Here is a 17,262-nt window from a genome sequence, read left to right as displayed (position 1 = left end):
CCGTCCTGCCATGATCCCTATCGTCCCTTCTCCGCCCTCATCAGGGCAATCAGGACTCTAGAACAGCCCGGACCGGTTCACGGGGGACACGCCACGCGGGCATGGCACCGTGTGATCGCAGCCTCGATCGCTCTGTCGTTGCCTGGCACGGCCTTCTTCAACGCGACCTGCGACAGAAACTCGTCCTTACCCTCGCGCGCCAGATCGCCAAGAAGCCGATACGCGGTCCGCGCCACCTCGCGGTCGAGTCTGACTTGCTGGTCACCGACTTTGCCTGCCGAGTCTCCGCTGACGCGCAGTGCGCGCGTTGGGTGGTCGTAGTCGAGGTTCAGTTTGTCCACTACGTCAATGCGGCCAACACCCGACAGGTAACGCCGGTCGTCCGGCGGAAAGTCACCCGGTTTGCCGTTGTGCTCGTACGACAGAATCACCTCGGGGTCGCCCTCAATGGCCGACGAGCCGCGAGCACGGGCCCGCATCCCCTCTACGACGTGCCCGGCGTGATGGATGACGAACGCAGCCGGACACGCCGCTTCTTTCATGATCTCGCGCAACGCCCTCCAAAAAGCATTGACGTCGTCAGCTTTGTCCTCATTGCCCTGCATGATCTTGGAGAGCGGATCAAGCAACCACAGCTTGATGTTGTTCTCGCGCAGCCAGCCGACGGCCCATTCGCGCCATTGCGGCGACTGAATGTCCACGCCATCGCCTACGCAGTGATAAAAGTGCACCCGCGCCGCGTTGGCTTCGTCGGCAAACAAACCGGCTTCGAGGCACCACTTCTCATACGTTGCCGTACCGACCTCGGCGTTCCAGATACCCACCGCCGACTCAGACGGCAGATGTGTCGCCAGCTTGCCGAATAGCGGCTGTTCGTAGAGCACGGCCTTGACGACGTTCACTCCGACGGTGGACTTACCGGCCTTGTTTTGGGCCGACAGCAACGTCACGCCCTCACCAATCACCAACCCCTCGACCAGATGCGGGGGCTCCACCGCCGGATCGGTGATCGCCGTGAGACCACTACGAGTCGTCGGCAGTCGCCAGTCTCGCGCCGCCCGGTTGCGACGGGCGAGCTCCTGAGCCTCCATCCGCATCTCAGCCTCGACCGCCAACTGCACGACCCGTTGCTCCCAGGTGTCGGCCTCCGCGCGAAGCGGATCGGCGAAGCCCTTCTCCACCAGATCGCGGGCGGCGGCTTCCATGTCGCCGTCGAAGTTCAGCTGCGCGTACGCACCGAACTTGCTGTAGGCCTGCTCGTCGCCAGTCTCAAACACCGTCGACGAAGAGAACACGTATAACAATCCGGTCCCGGCGAAGTTGGTGGTGGCGCTGGTTCCCGACGCCTTTCCTGGCCTCGTCCAGCGGTCGCTCTCGGCCGTGCTGTGGTCGCGTCGCCAGCCGTGCGGCTCCAAAATCTCGTCCCACGTCGTCACTGCCATCCACGCGTCCCCAGGACGAGCGCCCGGCATCCCCTGCCCGTTAGGCCGACTCAACGGCGAGCGGCGCTCACCCTTCTGCGCCCTGGGTTCACGCTGGTTCTGTTGCCGGGCCAACGAGAACATGACGTCGCGGAGCTCAGCGTCCACGTGATGCAGATGATCCGGAGCCGGCGACAGCGCAGCCCGATCATCAGCAGTATCAGCGCTGACTATCCGTCCACTGCCCTGGTGATCGTCAAGGTCCACGATGCGTAGCTTCGGAAACGGATGAACGTAGTGTTCGGGCAGACGGATGCGCCGGTACGGCTGTCCAGTGGGGTGCACGTCCGCATCACCTCCAGCGACCACCACATACCCACCGACGCCGCGCGTCTCAATGAGCACATCAGACGTCTTGACCGTGAAGTCGTGCTCGCCACTCCACTCGACATACCGCGCACACGATTGACCCGATGCAGTTCTCGCGAGCTTGACGTTGCCGGATGGTTCGTCGGTGCGGTAGATCAAGTGATAGCCACCGCCGCCGCTCTGGGCGAGGTAGCCGTCGCAGATTTTGCGAAGGTCCTCGGCGTGCCCGGCATCGGCCATCGCACGACACCATTGGGTCCATGCGACTTCGTTCTCGAACTCCAGCAGTTCTATGCCGCCGATACCCGTGACGATCCCGATCCCTCGCTTGGGGCCGAACCACTCCTCGATCTGCTGACTGGACGGCTGCTCGACCTGGTATTCACTCCACGTGGTGACGTCGGGCTCTTTCTGCCCACGCAACCGGACCGGAATAGGAGAGGCACCAAGATCGCGCCACGCCAACGCGACATCTCTAATAGCGTTGCGCTCCTGCGGTTTACGCGCTGGCGAGGACGGCCCGTCCGGGTTAGTATGGTGTTGCATCTTTGGCGTGAGCCTTTCGTAAATGGTGCTTGTAGGGGGTCGAGACGCCCGCCGTGGTTCACCAGATTCCAGCGGCGGGCGTTCTCGCGCCTCTCAGCGGGTTGTACGGCCCGGCAACGGGTATGCTGCATCGTCGGCGTCCGCCGACAACGAGAAGAGCTCTCCGCTACTCTCCGCATGGAACTGGGGCCGCCGCTCAATGGGATTGAGTGGCGGCTCCGCCGCATTCCCGACATCGATGTCACCAGTTCGTGGTTCCGTGCCGTCGACAGGCCGCAAAGCCGCTGCATCGACCGAGATGGGCCACACCCCAACGGGTACGCCGCCCACCGCCACGGCGGGCTCCACGCCCATCTCAGCCACCACGGACACACACTGCGCAAGCCCGCCACACACCGCAGCCGGGTACCGCACCCCGTCGACCACGCCCACTATCAGGCGGAAAGTGTTGGGCTCCAGCAACTCCACGCCGTCATCGCCCACCGGCCACTCGCGGCCGTACTGGTCCACCACAACCGACACACCCCACCGGCGGCGGGTCCGCACCGCCCATCCCAGAAACAAGTCGGGTCGAACACCCAGCGCCCCGGCCACTATCGCGGTCCCAGCCACAACCCGGCTCATCATAGATACCTATCGTCGGGCCAGCCGACAGCTTGATGCCAGTCATCCCAGGCCAGCTCGAAGTCGAGCCCGTGCTCCGAGGCAACCTGCAAACGCGACTCGCACGTCGAGCAGACGGGAAGCGCTCTCCGCACCGCGCCGCAGTCGACCTGGAGGAAGGTGTCCATGTCTCCGTCGTGGCCGCAGAACAAGCAGCCACAAAAGCGCTCGGAGCGAGTCACATACCGCACCACGCGGTCACGGGTCCACTCTTGCGGCACCAGGTACTCCCGGCCGATGCCGTCGCGCGGACTGCAGACAACCACCGTGGCGATAGGGCTGCCACCAGCCTCGGCCACTTCGGCCGCCCGGTTGTAGTCGCGTTCGCGGCGTTTGAGTTCTAGCTCGGCTTGCGGGCCAATCTCCTTGACAAACTGCTCGAACGTGATTGCTTTCAGCTGGTCGTCGTAGCTCTGCGCTGGACGCGACGGGTCGCGGTCTCTCTGGGTACGTCGGCCGCAGTTCGACAGCCAGAACGAGCCCACCGCCCCGAACGGTTCCACCGGCATCTCCCGAACCCGATCCAGCGCCTCGGCTACTTCGGGAAGCAGACGGGCGTTCTGAGAACGCCGCCGGTACTCGCCCGGACGACGTACGTGATCAGTGAACTGCGCCTTACGAATCTGCGCGACCAACGGGTTACTTCGGATGCCCTCGAACAGCGCTTCGTGGTGGTTGTTCCGCAGAGCGACCAGCGCCGGAAACTGGGCGAAGTTCGCCTGCCACGGGGCGCTCACGCCGCACCGCCCTGACCACCGCTGGCCAAGGTCATCAGCCAATCCCACAGGTCACGATCGGAGTACCAGTTGTGACCAGCGATCCTAAAGCGCCGTAGAGTACCGCCCTCAGTGGCCGTGCGAATGCGGGTGTCGGTGATGCCGTGAACACCGATCTCGGCAAAGAACGCCTTGGCTCCCGGACGGCCTTGCCGGGTAGGTAGATTAGAAAGCTCGTCACGATCGATCGGCCGACGACGAGGTGGAAGATGCTGTGGAACAGCAGGATTTGCGGCTTGTGGCCGCGCAGAAGCTTGCGACATCGGAACCTCCGGTTGTCAGGAGCATTCACGACGAGACCAAGGCACCGAGGACCACCGCGAATGTCTCCATTCGGGTTATGTGGTTCCCTCTGGTTCCCGCCTATGTTGGCCGTACGGGATGGCCGTCCGCGATCAAGCGGGGCAGCGCTGAACAGGTTTGTCTCGGGGGGAAACCCGATTAGCCACGTAGTCTCTTGTCAGTCTGGTTTGCATCTCAGTGCTCTGCCACCAACACCTACCCGGTGCTGGCAACACCCACTATGCCACTGGCCACGGCTACGGCGCAACAGCAAACAGCATGGAAGCCTTTGTGCAGCAATCGCTTCCCGAACATCTGGTTTTGAGGTGAAAACCGATTCGCCCGTACGATGGCCTCACGTCAACGCTGACGGACGTTCGCGAGTCGGGAGTCCGTCAGTGGCTGCGAGTTCTTCTCATTTTCGCCGGACTACGGTCCGTTTAGGCCGCGGTGGCGTAGTTCAGTCGAGGGATACCCGAACACCCTCGCGTAGCGTTGGATACTCGACATAACGGCTATTGCGGATAATTAGGGGTGCGAAAAATGAAGAGGGCATTTGCTGGTGCGTGTGCGCTCATTGCCGTCGGACTGATCGCTGCCTGCAGCGGTAGCCAATCGGGACACGAGCGACCTTCACCCACGCCAGCGTTTCCGCGCTCAGGGCTCCAGACATACGAGACCGCAGACGGCATCTATGCAGACCTTGACGCGGGCGGTCTGGGTTGTACTGGATACAGGCGAAGCTCTGGCGGCATCAACTCGGCGAGCGCCGGTAACTGCACCCTTCAATTGGACACCGGCGGCACGAAGGAGCTGATCATGATGGTGTTCAGCTCGGATGCCAACAAGGAACACCAAGCCGAGCTTTATCGCGACGTCGGCCAGATGCTTGATGGGTACGGATTCGTAGAGGGCGGCAACTGGATGGTTAACTGCGACACCCGCCCCGTCTGCTTGAAAGTTGCGGACATACTTGGCGGCCGAACCGAGACCCTGCCCTTAATCTAAGTCTTACCCGGACCACATAGACCGACCCCGCCAACAGCCGGGAGAGGTTGCTGACGGGGCCGGTGTGAACGAAGGCGGTCACCACGCCAGCGGCAGTGCCTTCGTTCGGCGCGGCAGGACACGTCTACTGCCACTCGCGGGGACAAGTCGACCCGCTGTCTATGTGGCGCGCCGGTGTGCCACTACTGGTGGGCGCGCGGTTGTGGTTGGTGTCTGAGTGGTCTGGCGGGTCGGTGGGCCGGGTAGCCGTACTGTGGGGTGCCCTGGTGTGGGTGGGCGCGTCTCAGCGCACCTTGCGGCCTGCTGCGGCGCTCCGAGAGGCCACGGTCGCCCGGCCGACCGCCTTACCGATCTTGTATCCGGCCGTGGTGGTGCCAGCGGCGAACACCGCCGATCCCACGCCCGAGGCCTTCACTCCGGCCGGGGCCGGGACCAACGCGCCGACGGTCGCCCCAGCTACCGCGCTACGGCGAACCGTTCGCCGGTCGCGAGCGGCGGCCTGCCGTGCCGCTCTGATCTCGCGCACGCCTTGCTCGGCGCGGTTCAAGGCGGCTTCGGCTTCGGCAAGAGCGCTGGCTACCTTGGTTCCCGCCGACGAAAACCGGCCCAGCCGGTCACGCCGATACACCCGGCCCGCACTCACGACGCCCGTCCTCCACGGCGGCGTTGGTCGAGTTCGCCGGCCAAGGCGCGTAGGCCCGAACCCGTATCCGGGTCGAGGCGAGGCGCTTTGCCGCGATACACCCCGCCCTGGTTCGGTGGTGCGTCTTCCAGACGAGGGGGCACGTTACCCGGACCCCACGACATCTCCGACGCCTCGGGGCCGAAGTCCGGGACGTCCGCGCGGGGAGCCGTCATGACCACGCCCACGTCGGGGCTTCGTACGGGCCGCTCGCCTTGATCTGCACCACGCAGGCCGCGCCTCGATACCGCACCCCGGTACCGAAGGAACGCTGGAAGAAGCTGTCCTGCAGCGGGTACCGCTGGTCTCGTCCCGGAATCATCCGCAGCCCTTGGTAACTCGCGTTCGGGTGTTGACGGAACGCAACGGGATTGCGGTTGCTGTTGGGTCCGCCGGTCGCCACGACGGCGATGTATCCGGAAGGCAAGAAGTACGACGGGATAATCCAAGCTGGCCCAAACGATCCCAGCACTTCCAAACCGCCGAACTCGCCGGGCGCGACCTGCCCGACGACATTGTCTTCAGTCAAATACGCTGGGGCCGAGGCGCTCGGGATGAAATCGTACTTGCTGGCAACGCCGTTGGTCTCCACGCCCGCACGGAACGTAGAGATGATTTCGGCTTCGTTGGGATGGCACAACACGATCAGCCGCGCGGTGGCGTCGATGCCGAATCCTTTGCTGCGCACCTGATTGATGGCGTCGGTGAGATCGCCTGGATCAAGGGCAGTGTTCCCGCTGACCAACAGATGGCTCTGCAGTTCAGTGAACGTCTGGCCCGCGTACGGTGGCGGCACCATGCCGTCGGTTCCGTTGTAGAGTCCGTACACGGTTTGGCCCATCTCGTTCTGGCGTGCGGTGGGCGTAAACAGTTGCCGCAGAAGGGTTCCCGTAACTAGGCGGTTGTCGGCCTCCATGGCGCGGTCGATCACACTGCGAACCTGTTCTGCCGAAGCGCTTCTCAGGAACCTCCACGTCAAACGCGAAGCCAGGTCTTTGTCTTTGAAGTCGTAACCGAGGATCAGCGCGTCGGGTTCGGCGCGCAGGCCGGTCGGCTCGCCGAATTCCGAGGCTTCCTCAAAGTGGTCACCGCCGATGGTCTGCGGGATCGCGTCGCCGACGTTTACGGTTGGGTAGCTGATCAACGCAGCCAAGGCGGTGCGCTTGCTGTTCCACAACTGCATTGCCTGCGCGGCCTGGCCCCAAATGGTGTTGAGGTCGACCCCGTCGACAGTCTGGTTGACCAACACGTCGCCAGCGGTGGAGTAACCGACGGCGTTGGGGTCCGCGCCGAACGCGAACAGCCCGAGGCGGGGGTCGGCGCTCGGCTCGCCGGGGCGCGGTGGCCGCGCGAAGGAGGGGCGGGTGTTCCAGTGCGCGGGGGTGATGGGTGCTGTGGTGGTCATTGTGTTCTCGTTTCGGTCGGCCACGACGCTTGTGTCGTGGAGCCCGCGCGGTGCGCGGCGAGGATAGGCGGTCAATCCGCGGACGCTTGCCCGGCAGATATCGGCCACTGACCGAAACAATGTTCACTTTGCGCGCGGAGCCAGCCCGCGAGTAGATCGGCGAATCGGCGACAACGCCAACCCGGTGGAGACCTTCTTCACTTTGCGTTGCCGCGCGGCGGCTTCGGAACTGCGACGAGAGGCCCGCTCCCGAGGGCTGAGCCGCCACCTGCGGCCCGTACTGCCCTGACGGCTGCCAGGGTAGGCCTACGCCGGGGCGGTGCGCCAGGGCTGCCACAGCTGGCAGCGAAGCGGCGGCGAAGGGCTGCCACCCCGGCACCACCCCGGCGCGCGGGGGTGATTCAGCGGTGATCGGCCAGTGGCCGCTACTGCGCCATAGGTAGCGAAAAATAGCGCCTCACCAGCGGTGATTCCGAGAACTGCTCACCGTCGGCGCTGGTAGCCGAGGCGCGGATTGAGCGGACTGGCCTTACTTAAAATCCGCACAGTGTCGGTTCGAGTCCGACTGGGGGCACAGTGCACGCACATGCCTCAGTGGACAACAGATCGTCCTCCCTCATGTGGACAACAATCGTCGTGCTGGTCATGGTTGACAGAACCGACTGTCCACCGAGGAGGCCTCATGCCCAGCCCGATCATGCCGAAGTCCGACGCCGCCGAACTGATCATTGCCGAACGTATCCGGCAGGGACTCACCTGGGCAGACATCGCCGAGCGGATCGACGCCCCGCTGGTGTGGACTGTGTCGGCGCTACTCGGATCGCACCCGGTTCCCGCCGACAAGGCAGTGGCCGTCTGCGCGACCCTCGGCCTCGATGACCGCGTCCTGGAGAGCCTTGTGCGCCAACCGACGCGGGTGGCCGATGAGTCGGCCGCGGCCGATCCGACGATCTACCGTTTCCACGAGGCGCTGGCCGTCTACGGTCCTGCCCTCAAGGAACTGATCCACGAGGAGTTCGGTGACGGCATCATGAGCGCGATCAACTTCAGGGTCGACTTCGCGCGGCGAGCGGACCCCGACGGGGATCGTGTCGTGGTGACCTTCGACGGGAAGTTCCTCGACTACCGCTGGTGACCATGGGCCCCGGATTCAGCCCCGAAGCACCTTCTCCATTGGACGTCCTTTGGCGAGTTCGTCGACGAGCTTGTCGAGGTAACGAATGTTGCGCATCAGCGGGTCCTCGACCTCCTGCACCTTCACGCCGCACACCGATCCGGTGATCAGCGACACGTGTGGATTGATCGCGGCGGCGGCGAAGAAGTCCTCGAAGGTGGTGCCCCTCTCCAGGTGGGCGGCGAGCGCCGCATCATCGAAGCCGGTGAGCCACTCGATCACCTCGTCGAGTTCGGCCTTGGTGCGACCCTTCTTCTCCATCTTGGCGAGATAGGCCGGATAGACCGAGGCAAAGCTCATGGTGAAGATGCGGTGGCTCACAGCCCGCAGCCTACCGAGCTGCCGCCGTAGCGGTCTGCTCAACCGGCTCGGGTCGCTGCGGCGCGCCCCGCAACACCGACGCCACCCCTGCGCAGACCGACAGCAGGATCGATACGACGAAGACGATGACGAGGCCGTCGTGGAAGGGCCCCGACAGCAGGCCGGGAAAGAACTCATGCCCCGTCAGTGTCTGGACCTGATCGGGACGAAGCGTGGTGAGGACACCGGTGTCGGCAAGCAGGTGATCGATCGGATTGACACCGAGCAACGCCGAGAACAGCGACGCCACCGGCGGCAGGTTCGCGACATTGTCGGCCACTGTCGCCGGGACCCCTTGATCCTGCAGTCCGGTCGACATGGTCGTCGGCAGGTTCGCCGAGAGCCCGACGATCATCAACGAGAAGAACACCCCGATCGACAATGCGGTGCCGGAGTTCTGGAAGGTGGCCCGCATACCGGACGCAACCCCGCGATAGCGCGCCGGTACGCTGCCCATGATCGACGAGGTGTTGGGAGCGGCGAACATGCCCGTGCCGATTCCGTTCAGCGCGATGAGCAAGGCAAAAGCCCAGTACGGGAACACGATCGGCAAGAACAGCAGACCGATGAAGCTGGACCCGAAGAACACCATGCCGACCGTGGCGAATCCCCGTGCGCCGAACCGGTCAGACAACATCCCGGTCAACGGTCCCGCGACGAAGAAGCCACAGGTCAACGGCAGCATGAAGATTCCGGCCCACAGCGGTGTATCGGCGTAGTCGTAGCCGTGCAGCGGCAGCCAGATTCCCTGCAGCCAGATGATCAACACGAACTGCAGCCCGCCCTGCGCCAGAGACGCGCACAGGGCGGCCAGATTGCCGGCGGTGAAAGCACGAATCCTGAACAGCGACAACTCGATCATCGACTCGGCCACACCACGCTCGATGCCGACGAATACGATCAGGAGGAGCACACCGGTCACCAGGAGGGCAATCACCACCGGGTTGCCCCATCCCATCGTCTGCCCGTTGTAGGGCTGCAGTCCGATGGTGATGGCGATGAGTATCGCCGACAACCCGATGGCGAAGGCGCCATTGCCCCACCAATCGATCCTGCCGGGATGCCGTTCGCCATTGTCACGCAGCTTCCGATATGCCCACACCGTGAAGAACAGACCTATCGGCACGTTCACCCAGAACACCGCTCGCCAATCCCACGCGGCCAGCAGTCCGCCGAGCACCAATCCACTCAGCTGACCGGCAAGCGCCGCAACCTGATTGAGTCCCAGTGCGAATCCGCGTCGATCCGCCGGGAACGCGTCGGTCAGGATCGCGGCGGAATTGCCGGTGAGCATCGACCCGCCGAGCGCCTGCAGAAGACGCCAGACGATCAACCAGATGGCGGCCCCGGAAGCATGAAAAGGGTCGAAGGACAACAGAATCGAGGCAACCGTGAAGACTGCAAAGCCGGCGTTGTAGATCCGCACCCGGCCGAACATGTCGCCAAGCCTGCCCAGGGTGGTCACAGCGACGGCCTGCACCAGTCGGTACCCCATGATCATCCACAGCAGGTAGCCGATGTTCTGCGCGGCCAACGGATCCAGGCCTATGCCACGGAAGATCGCCGGCAACGAGATGATCACGATCGACCCGTCGAGCGCCGACATGAACACCGCCGCCGTGGTGTTGGACAGCGCCACCCACCGGTACCCGGAATCGTTTTCGGCGGTCACCCCTTCCGGGGTCGACACCGCGCTCACAGGGCGTCGGCCAGGCGTGCGAGCAGTGGCAGTGCGGCACCGATCGCCGACACCTCGTCCTCGGTGAGGACTTCGGCCATCGCGGCCGCCAGTGCACGGGTGCGGTGATCTCGTCGGTCGCACAGCGCTGCACGGCCGACGTCGTTGAGGCACAGAACCGCCCGCCGCCCATCGTTCGGGTCTGGTGCGCGCGTGATCAGCCCGCGGTCGAGCAGCGTCGCGATGGTGGCACCCATCGACTGTGGGCTGATCTGCTCCCCGCGGGCCAGTTCCGCCGACGTCGTCGAACCGTAGCGGTCCAGCCGGGCCAGGACCGCGGTCTCGGGCACGGTGGGATCATCCGGGCTGCGATGCAGGCGGAGTCGACGGATCAACGCTCCCAGGGTGATGCGCAGATCAGACGCCAGATCGATCACGACATCATTAGCCATGCTAATCAGCCTAGGCTTATCAGGTTCCCCTGATCGAATCTCCCGAACGGCCCAGCACGCACAATTCGGACACCGCCCACCCCTTTGGCCACGCGCGATCAGGTGCACTCCCGCACAACGGGTGCGCTGACCCACTACCCCACCGGACAGTGCGCGGATGGTTCATAACGCAGACCATTGTGATCTACGACACCCGGGTCCTACGTTTCCGGTGGGCATCACCACGCATGCCCTTCTCTCGCAAAGGACTTCTCATGACTGACGTTGTCGTGGCCCCAACGGATCTGATCGCGGATGTCTCCGCACCTCCATCCGAACCGGCACCCGCCCCGACCGGAAACCCCGCCACTGTCGGAGTACCGACGTTCATCGTGGGTTCGGTCGCGTTGGGCATGGTGCTCATCGGTGTCGTCCCTGCCACCGCGGTGGGCGCCTCGATTCCCATCATTCTGGCGGCCACCGGTGTTGGTCAGCTCGTCGCCGCGGTATGGGCATCGTCTCTCGGCCAGAATGCGGTTGCCGCGATCTTCGGCATCTTCTCCGGGTTCTGGTTCAGCTATGCCGCCCTGGTTCTCGGACTGACGCACAATTGGTACGGCGTCGGGGCCGACAACGCCGTCGCGACGCAGGAGGTGTTCCTCACGTCGTGGTTGGTGGTGATTGTGCTGTTGACCCTGGCCACCCTCCGACTTCCCGCTGCATTCACGCTGCTGTTCGCACTGATCGACCTCGCGCTCGTGCTTGTTCTGATCGCAACCGCGCAGGGCAGCTCCGCCGTCCAGACCGCCGCGGGCTGGGTGGTCTTTGCCTTCGCAGCCGTCGGGGCATACCTGTTCTTCGATGCGATGTCGACGTCCACAGGTGGCCGTGCACTGCCGATGGGCCGCCCCGTTCTCGGTGGATGACCGCAAACGGACACAATGAGTGTGGCTGCAGGAGCGCCCTTCCCGCAGCACAAACAATGTCGCCGCGTCCCGATCGGGCGCGGCGGCGTTGTCGCTGTGGGCAGAACCACTCCCAACCACCACCGAAGTGACACCACAAACCTTGCACTGAGACAAACAACATGGGGTGCTCGACCAGCGGAATGATGGCTCGACCAACAAATCAGGGCGCTGGACCAGCGGAACGGTCGCCCCACAAGCTCTTTCGACGTGGGACGCCACACACAACTCGACCCCGACGCGAACATCGGGGTCGAGCAGCAACACTCAGGTCAGAACACGATCCGTCACTCCGCCGTGGCGAGCGGCAGCGAATCACGCTTCGCCACAGGGCTTTCCGGGGCTCCACGTGAGGGCACCATCATGGTTGCCACCGACCCCGCCAAGGCGATGCCGGCGAAGATGTAGAAGGCGACGCTGGAGGAAATCCCGGCGCCGATCAGCACACCGCCGATCAGTGGTCCCACAATTCCGCCCAAGCGGCCGAAACCGGCGCACCAGGCCACGCCCGCGGCCCGTGCGCTGGTCGGATAGAAATTGGAGACGTAGCCGTAGATGAGCACCTGGGTTCCGATGGTGCCGACGCCCGCCACGGCGACCGCCGCGAGTAGAACCGGCAGCGGGAATCCCACCGTCAGGCATACCAGCGCCACGGTGGCGAGGCAGAAGGATGTGGCCACGATCCGTTGCGGCCCACGACGATCCGCCAGACGGGCGGCGATCAGGCCGCCGACGATCGCACCACCGTTGAGCACCAGCAGGAACGACAGGGACCCCTTCGCGTTGAACCCGGCCGATTTCATGATCTGCGGCAGCCAGGTGTTCAGTCCGTAGGTGAGCAGGAGTCCCGCGAAGCTCATCAGGCCCAGCAGCAGGGTGGGTACGGCGAGCCGACGTGTCGCCAGCGCGGCAAACCCGACCTTCTCCGACGGGGCAACAGCCCTGGCCACGCTCGGCACCGCCGGTGATTCCTCGGCGGGCATCGGGATACCGGTACGTGCGCTGATGGCCTGCGCCTCGGCAATCCTGCCGCGGGCCACCAGCCAACGCGGCGACTCGGGCATCTTGAACCAGGCGACCGGCAAGAGGGTGATCAGCGGAAGTGCGCCCACCCAGAACAGTCCACGCCATCCGATGTGGTCGGCGAACAGCAGTGCCAACACAGCGGCCACGACACCGCCGGCCGGGACGCCGCTGTAGACGATCGCGTTGAACAGACTGCGTTTGGCAGGCGGCGCGAACTCGGCCACCATGGCGCCGACGGTGGCGACCAGGCCACCGATGCCGATGCCGGTGAGGCACCGCAGAACGCCGAAGGTGACGAGATTGTGCGCCAACGCAGTGGCACCCATGCCGACCGAGAACCAGATGATGTTGAACAGCATCATCCGGCGCCGCCCCACCCGATCGCCGAAGGCACCCGCGATGAATGCGCCGATCATCACCCCGACCAGCGCATACGAGCCGAGTGCACCGGCAGTGGCCGCGCTCAGGTTCCCGAGTTGGGTGGGGTCATCGAGCAGGATCGGCAGCGCGGTGCCGTAGACGACGAGGTCGTAACCGTCGAAGACGATCGCGATGGTGGCCAGGGTGACGATCCAGAGCACGCTGCTGCGGTGCTGCGGGCCGGACCAGGTTGACGGGGAACTCATGGGCTGCCTCCAGGTTGTGTGGTGGTCTGGCAGACAATGCTCCCGAGTTGTGGTCCCACTCACATCTGGGTTTTACCCAGTCTTGACCAGGTCCGATTTGTTCGATTCCGTCGATCGATTCATCGCGACAACCGTAGGACCGGTCACCAAGGTTCACTCAGCGCAGCTTCTCCAGGAGGCGCAGCCACACCTCACTGACCGTCGGATACGCGGGCACCGCATGCCACAACCGCGACAGCGGAACCTCCCCCACCACCGCAACCGTCGCACTGTGCAGCAGTTCGGCGATGTCGGGCCCCACAAAGGTGGCCCCGATGAGTACGTCACGATCGCCGTCGATCACCAATGTCGCGTGCCCGCGGTAGTCCTCGCTCTCGAGGGCCGACCCGGCGACGGCAATGTCGAGGTCGGACACCGTCACCGCGTGGCCGGCCGCCCGAGCCGCGGCCTCGGTGACCCCCACCGACGCCACCTGCGGCCGCGTGAAGACGACCTGTGGGACCGCCCCATGGTCCGACGTCGCGGCGTGGCGATCGTCGAGTGCCGCCCCTGATGCGCGCGCGGCGATGACATCACCGACCACCCGCGCCTGATACTTCCCCATATGCGTCAGCGGGGCCCGGCCGTTCACGTCGCCGACCGCGTACAGCCAGTCATGCCCGGCGACATTGAGGTGATCGTCGACGTCGAGCGGCCGCGACGGATCGATACCGATCGAATCCAGTCCCAGTCCCGCCATGGCCGGCCCTCGCCCCGCGGCAACCAGGATCTCGTCGACCTCGAGCCTTTCCGCATGTCCGTCGTGATCTGCGATCGTTGCCGCGACCGGTCCGCCGTGGATGCGCCCGTACCCGGTGTCGGCGACGTCCGGGCGCGAGACCTCGGTGAAGGTGGACCCGAACCGGATGTCGACGCCGCGCTCGCGCAATCCTTCGGTGACCCGTTGTCCGGCAAAGGGTTCCATGGACGGCAGAAGGGTCTCACCGCGCACCACCATCGTCACGGCCGCGCCCAAATCGGTGCACCAGGTGGCCGCCTCACAGGCCACCACCCCACCGCCGAGGATCGCGATCCGACCGGCCACCTCGAGCAGGTTTGTCGCGTCCCGCGACGTCCACGGCAAGGCGTCGGCCAACCCCGCGATGGGCGGGATCAGCGCGGTACTCCCGGTCGCCAGAACCACCGCCTCACGCGCCCGGATCGTACGGCCATCGACGTCGACGACCCGTTCTCCGACGATGCGCCCGTGTCCGCGGATGAGCTCGATCCCGGCCGAATCAAGCCATTGCGCCTGGCCGGTGTCGTCACGTCCGGCGATCCGGGTCCGCCAGTCCAGCAGCGCCGACGCTTCGGGCACTGACGTACTGACCCGTCCACGCGAACCCGGCAACGCCACTGCGTGATCGAGCGCCGCCCCGGCACCCAGCAGCGCCTTGCTCGGCATGCACGCCCAGTACGAGCATTCACCGCCGACCAACTGCTCCTCGATGATGACGGCGGTGCGATCACTGCCGCGGATGGCGTAGTCGGCGGCGTTCTCACCCGCCGGCCCGGCGCCGATCACGATGACGTCGTAGATCTCTGACGGGGAGTTCTCCGAAGTGGTCATCACTCCACGGTAGGCCACACCTCCGCAGAACCCGCCGATTCAACCCTGCGGCAGGCCCACCGCGCGCCCTCCGGGTCGGTCCCGCCGGGCGAGGACGGTGTGTCCACAGCACCTCGACGGCACCTCGTGGGCATGATGATCAACCATGAACACGCCCGACCGACCGCGCGGTCGCACACACTGGCTGCGCGGCACCGGCCGATTGATGACCGCGGAATGGCGAGTGATCCGCGGCAAGGACCCCGACCTCGACGCACTCGATCTCACCGAATTCTCCGGGCCCCTGCTGGCGAGCGGGCTGGTCATCGCCGTCGTCGGAGTGCTGCCGCTGATCGGCACCCGCCTCATCTCCGATGCGGCGTTCGGACCATTGGTGGGGTCGTTCGCCCTGGCCGGGGTCGCCACCAGTGCTGTCGCCTGGATGCTGTCGATCGTCATCGCCGGATTGGTGGTGCTTATCGTGTACCACGTCTCGCCCAAGGCGGCCTCCGCCACCACCGAACAGGCGGCGCAAGCGTCGTTCCAGCGCATCAACAATGCCACCTCGAGCGTCACGCTGGTCGCACTGATCTCGGGCCTGGTGTCCTTGGCCCTGGCCCTTCCGGCCATGCAGTCCAGCGACGACGAGAGTTCCGTCCTCGAAGAACTGCTCAGCGCTCAGATCGCCTGTCTCCTCCTGGCACTCGTTTTCGGCTTCAGCATGGAGGCAATGCGAAGTGTCTCGACCATTCTCGGTTCGCAGGTGCAGGTCACCGCGTCGATCGGAGCATTCGTCATCACGCTCATCTCGTTCTATCTCGCCGGCTCCGTCGGGCCATTCGAACCGGTGTCGCTGACCCGAACGCTGCTCGACAGTTGGCTGCCCGCCGACGTCGACGGCGTGCCCCGGGATCAGGTCATCGACGACCTCCTTCCCGGGCATGCACGCGCGTACATCGCCGCGGCGATCACGCCCTATCTCGCGATCCTGTGGCTCGTCCTCGGCCGGCGCAGCGGCGACCTCGCACGCCTTCGCACCGCGATCCGCCGCGCCGGTCAGTGACCACCCGCCCCAGAGTGGCCGACCCGATATGCGGACGGTGCGGGCCATTCAGAGGAGCAGGTGGGCAAGCAGATCGAGCGCAAGTTCCTCGACTTCGTCACGCTTCCAGCCCCGCTCGATCCCGAACACCTGCCAGAGGTCGGGCCTCAGGAAACCGTGAATGATGTCGGTCGCGCGTTCCGGCGAGACCGCGAGGCCGCGGAGCAGCCCGACCAGCGCGCGCTGATCGGCCAGTCGCCCCTCCTCATGCCGCCGCCAGGCGGCGGCCAACTCCGGTTCCTCCGCCGCCGCCTGCTGGGTGACCCGCCAGATCGGCGCGGCCCGCTCGGCCAGTGAGACGAGTTCGGTGACGAGGATGCGCAACTGTGCGTGTGGGTCATCCTCGGCGGCCAGCCGGTGTACCCAGCCGAGATCCACCACCGCCGCGGCCTCCCCACCGAGGATGATGTGATCCGACACCGATTGCAGCACTGCGGCTTTCGTTCCGATGGCGAGATATATCGTCTGCGACGACACACCGGCGGCAGCCGCAATGGCCGCCATCGACGTCGCCCGGTAGCCGTTGGCGATGAACAAATCCTGCGCTGCCGAGACGATGCGGTCTCGGGTCTTGGCCCGATCGGCGTCACCGCGCGCTCGTCGAGCGGCGGCGTCATAGGAACGTCTGATGTCGCCCGCATCCGCCCCGATCATGGTTCAATTCTAACTTGAATGGCTATCAAATCTGATTAGGAACCCGATGGCGACCTTCCTCTTCGCGTCCAATCCGCTGTACGGGCACGTGGCGCCGATGCTCACCGCAGGCCGTCACGGCGTGTCCGCCGGCCACCGCGTGATCATGCTGACCGGCTCCCGCTTCGCCGACAACGCCCGCGATGCCGGGATGGACTTCGTTCCACTGACCGGCCGCGCCGACTTCGACGAACGCGATCTCGACGGATACCTCCCTGATCTCCACCGCCACACGGGAGTGGCACTGTCGCAATACCAGTTGCAGCACACCTTCATTCACCCGATTCCCGATCAATGGGCCGGTGTCCGTTCGATTCTCGCCGACGACGACGTGGATGTGGTGGCGGTGGATCATCTGTTCGCCGGAATCGTGCCCCTGCTCACCCGCCCCCGTGCCGAGCGACCGCCGGTGGCGGCCTTCGGAATCGGACCGCTCGCCCAGATCTCCCGCGATACGGCACCGGCCG

Annotated in this window: 15 protein-coding genes; 4 read left to right on the top strand and 11 right to left on the bottom strand. The window is 65.2% G+C overall.

Translation table 11 applies throughout. The annotated features are described in order from the left end of the window. Positions 1 to 77: 77 nt before the first annotated feature. The 3 genes from ACWETB_RS15100 to ACWETB_RS15090 form a co-directional block, all read right to left on the bottom strand. The gene (locus ACWETB_RS15100; protein ID WP_452211981.1) at positions 78 to 2,255 is read right to left on the bottom strand and encodes an AAA family ATPase; all 2,178 of its coding nucleotides are present in this window, start codon (positions 2,253 to 2,255) and stop codon (positions 78 to 80) included. 174 nt (positions 2,256 to 2,429) lie between these two features. Then, the gene (locus ACWETB_RS15095) at positions 2,430 to 2,963 is read right to left on the bottom strand and encodes a hypothetical protein (RefSeq protein ID WP_452211979.1); all 534 of its coding nucleotides are present in this window, start codon (positions 2,961 to 2,963) and stop codon (positions 2,430 to 2,432) included. Then, a complete protein-coding gene (locus ACWETB_RS15090) occupies positions 2,960 to 3,736 on the bottom strand; it encodes a hypothetical protein (RefSeq protein ID WP_452211977.1) in 777 nt (258 codons plus the stop codon). The genes ACWETB_RS15095 and ACWETB_RS15090 overlap by 4 nt, the downstream gene beginning before the upstream one ends. 1,140 nt (positions 3,737 to 4,876) lie before the next feature. On the opposite strand from ACWETB_RS15090, the gene ACWETB_RS15085 reads away from it, so the two are divergent. Continuing rightward, complete coding sequence (locus ACWETB_RS15085; RefSeq protein WP_452211975.1) at positions 4,877 to 5,065, top strand: hypothetical protein; 189 nt, start codon at positions 4,877 to 4,879, stop codon at positions 5,063 to 5,065. A gap of 283 nt (positions 5,066 to 5,348) precedes the next feature. Here the strand turns inward: ACWETB_RS15085 and ACWETB_RS15080 are convergent, their stop codons facing one another. Next, positions 5,349 to 5,708, bottom strand: coding sequence for a hypothetical protein (locus ACWETB_RS15080; RefSeq protein WP_452211973.1), 360 nt, complete (start codon positions 5,706 to 5,708; stop codon positions 5,349 to 5,351). A 211-nt stretch (positions 5,709 to 5,919) separates the two neighbouring features. Continuing rightward, the gene (locus tag ACWETB_RS15075; RefSeq protein WP_452211971.1) at positions 5,920 to 7,152 is read right to left on the bottom strand and encodes a hypothetical protein; all 1,233 of its coding nucleotides are present in this window, start codon (positions 7,150 to 7,152) and stop codon (positions 5,920 to 5,922) included. Between the two features lie 682 nt (positions 7,153 to 7,834). Here ACWETB_RS15075 and cynS point away from each other — a divergent pair. Further along, complete coding sequence (cynS, locus tag ACWETB_RS15070) at positions 7,835 to 8,287, top strand: cyanase (RefSeq protein ID WP_452211969.1); 453 nt, start codon at positions 7,835 to 7,837, stop codon at positions 8,285 to 8,287. 15 nt (positions 8,288 to 8,302) lie between these two features. Here the strand turns inward: cynS and ACWETB_RS15065 are convergent, their stop codons facing one another. The 3 genes from ACWETB_RS15065 to ACWETB_RS15055 are packed head-to-tail and all read right to left on the bottom strand — an operon-like array spanning position 8,303 to position 10,816. Next, positions 8,303 to 8,647, bottom strand: a complete 345-nt coding sequence (locus tag ACWETB_RS15065; RefSeq protein WP_452211967.1) for a DUF2200 domain-containing protein — start codon at positions 8,645 to 8,647, stop codon at positions 8,303 to 8,305. Positions 8,648 to 8,657: 10 nt separating this feature from the next. Continuing rightward, a complete protein-coding gene (locus ACWETB_RS15060; RefSeq protein ID WP_452211965.1) occupies positions 8,658 to 10,358 on the bottom strand; it encodes an MFS transporter in 1,701 nt (566 codons plus the stop codon). Between the two features lie 23 nt (positions 10,359 to 10,381). Next, on the bottom strand, positions 10,382 to 10,816 hold the full coding sequence (locus ACWETB_RS15055) for a MarR family winged helix-turn-helix transcriptional regulator (RefSeq protein WP_452211963.1): 435 nt from the start codon (positions 10,814 to 10,816) through the stop codon (positions 10,382 to 10,384). A 254-nt stretch (positions 10,817 to 11,070) separates the two neighbouring features. On the opposite strand from ACWETB_RS15055, the gene ACWETB_RS15050 reads away from it, so the two are divergent. After that, the gene (locus ACWETB_RS15050; RefSeq protein ID WP_452211961.1) at positions 11,071 to 11,721 is read left to right on the top strand and encodes a GPR1/FUN34/YaaH family transporter; all 651 of its coding nucleotides are present in this window, start codon (positions 11,071 to 11,073) and stop codon (positions 11,719 to 11,721) included. A gap of 326 nt (positions 11,722 to 12,047) precedes the next feature. On the opposite strand, the gene ACWETB_RS15045 is transcribed toward ACWETB_RS15050, so the two are convergent. Together ACWETB_RS15045 and ACWETB_RS15040 are read right to left on the bottom strand one after the other, a co-directional pair. Then, positions 12,048 to 13,412, bottom strand: coding sequence for an MFS transporter (locus tag ACWETB_RS15045; protein ID WP_452211959.1), 1,365 nt, complete (start codon positions 13,410 to 13,412; stop codon positions 12,048 to 12,050). Between the two features lie 157 nt (positions 13,413 to 13,569). Beyond that, positions 13,570 to 15,021, bottom strand: coding sequence for a dihydrolipoyl dehydrogenase family protein (locus ACWETB_RS15040; protein WP_452211957.1), 1,452 nt, complete (start codon positions 15,019 to 15,021; stop codon positions 13,570 to 13,572). 145 nt (positions 15,022 to 15,166) lie between these two features. On the opposite strand from ACWETB_RS15040, the gene ACWETB_RS15035 reads away from it, so the two are divergent. Then, positions 15,167 to 16,063, top strand: a complete 897-nt coding sequence (locus tag ACWETB_RS15035; protein WP_452211955.1) for a hypothetical protein — start codon at positions 15,167 to 15,169, stop codon at positions 16,061 to 16,063. Between the two features lie 48 nt (positions 16,064 to 16,111). On the opposite strand, the gene ACWETB_RS15030 is transcribed toward ACWETB_RS15035, so the two are convergent. Further along, a complete protein-coding gene (locus ACWETB_RS15030; protein ID WP_452211953.1) occupies positions 16,112 to 16,756 on the bottom strand; it encodes a TetR/AcrR family transcriptional regulator in 645 nt (214 codons plus the stop codon). Positions 16,757 to 17,262: the final 506 nt, after the last annotated feature.

This window comes from Gordonia sp. NPDC003950 (assembly GCF_053605205.1).
Note: the sequence above shows the minus strand (reverse complement) of the source record. Positions and strands in the feature narration are given on the sequence as shown.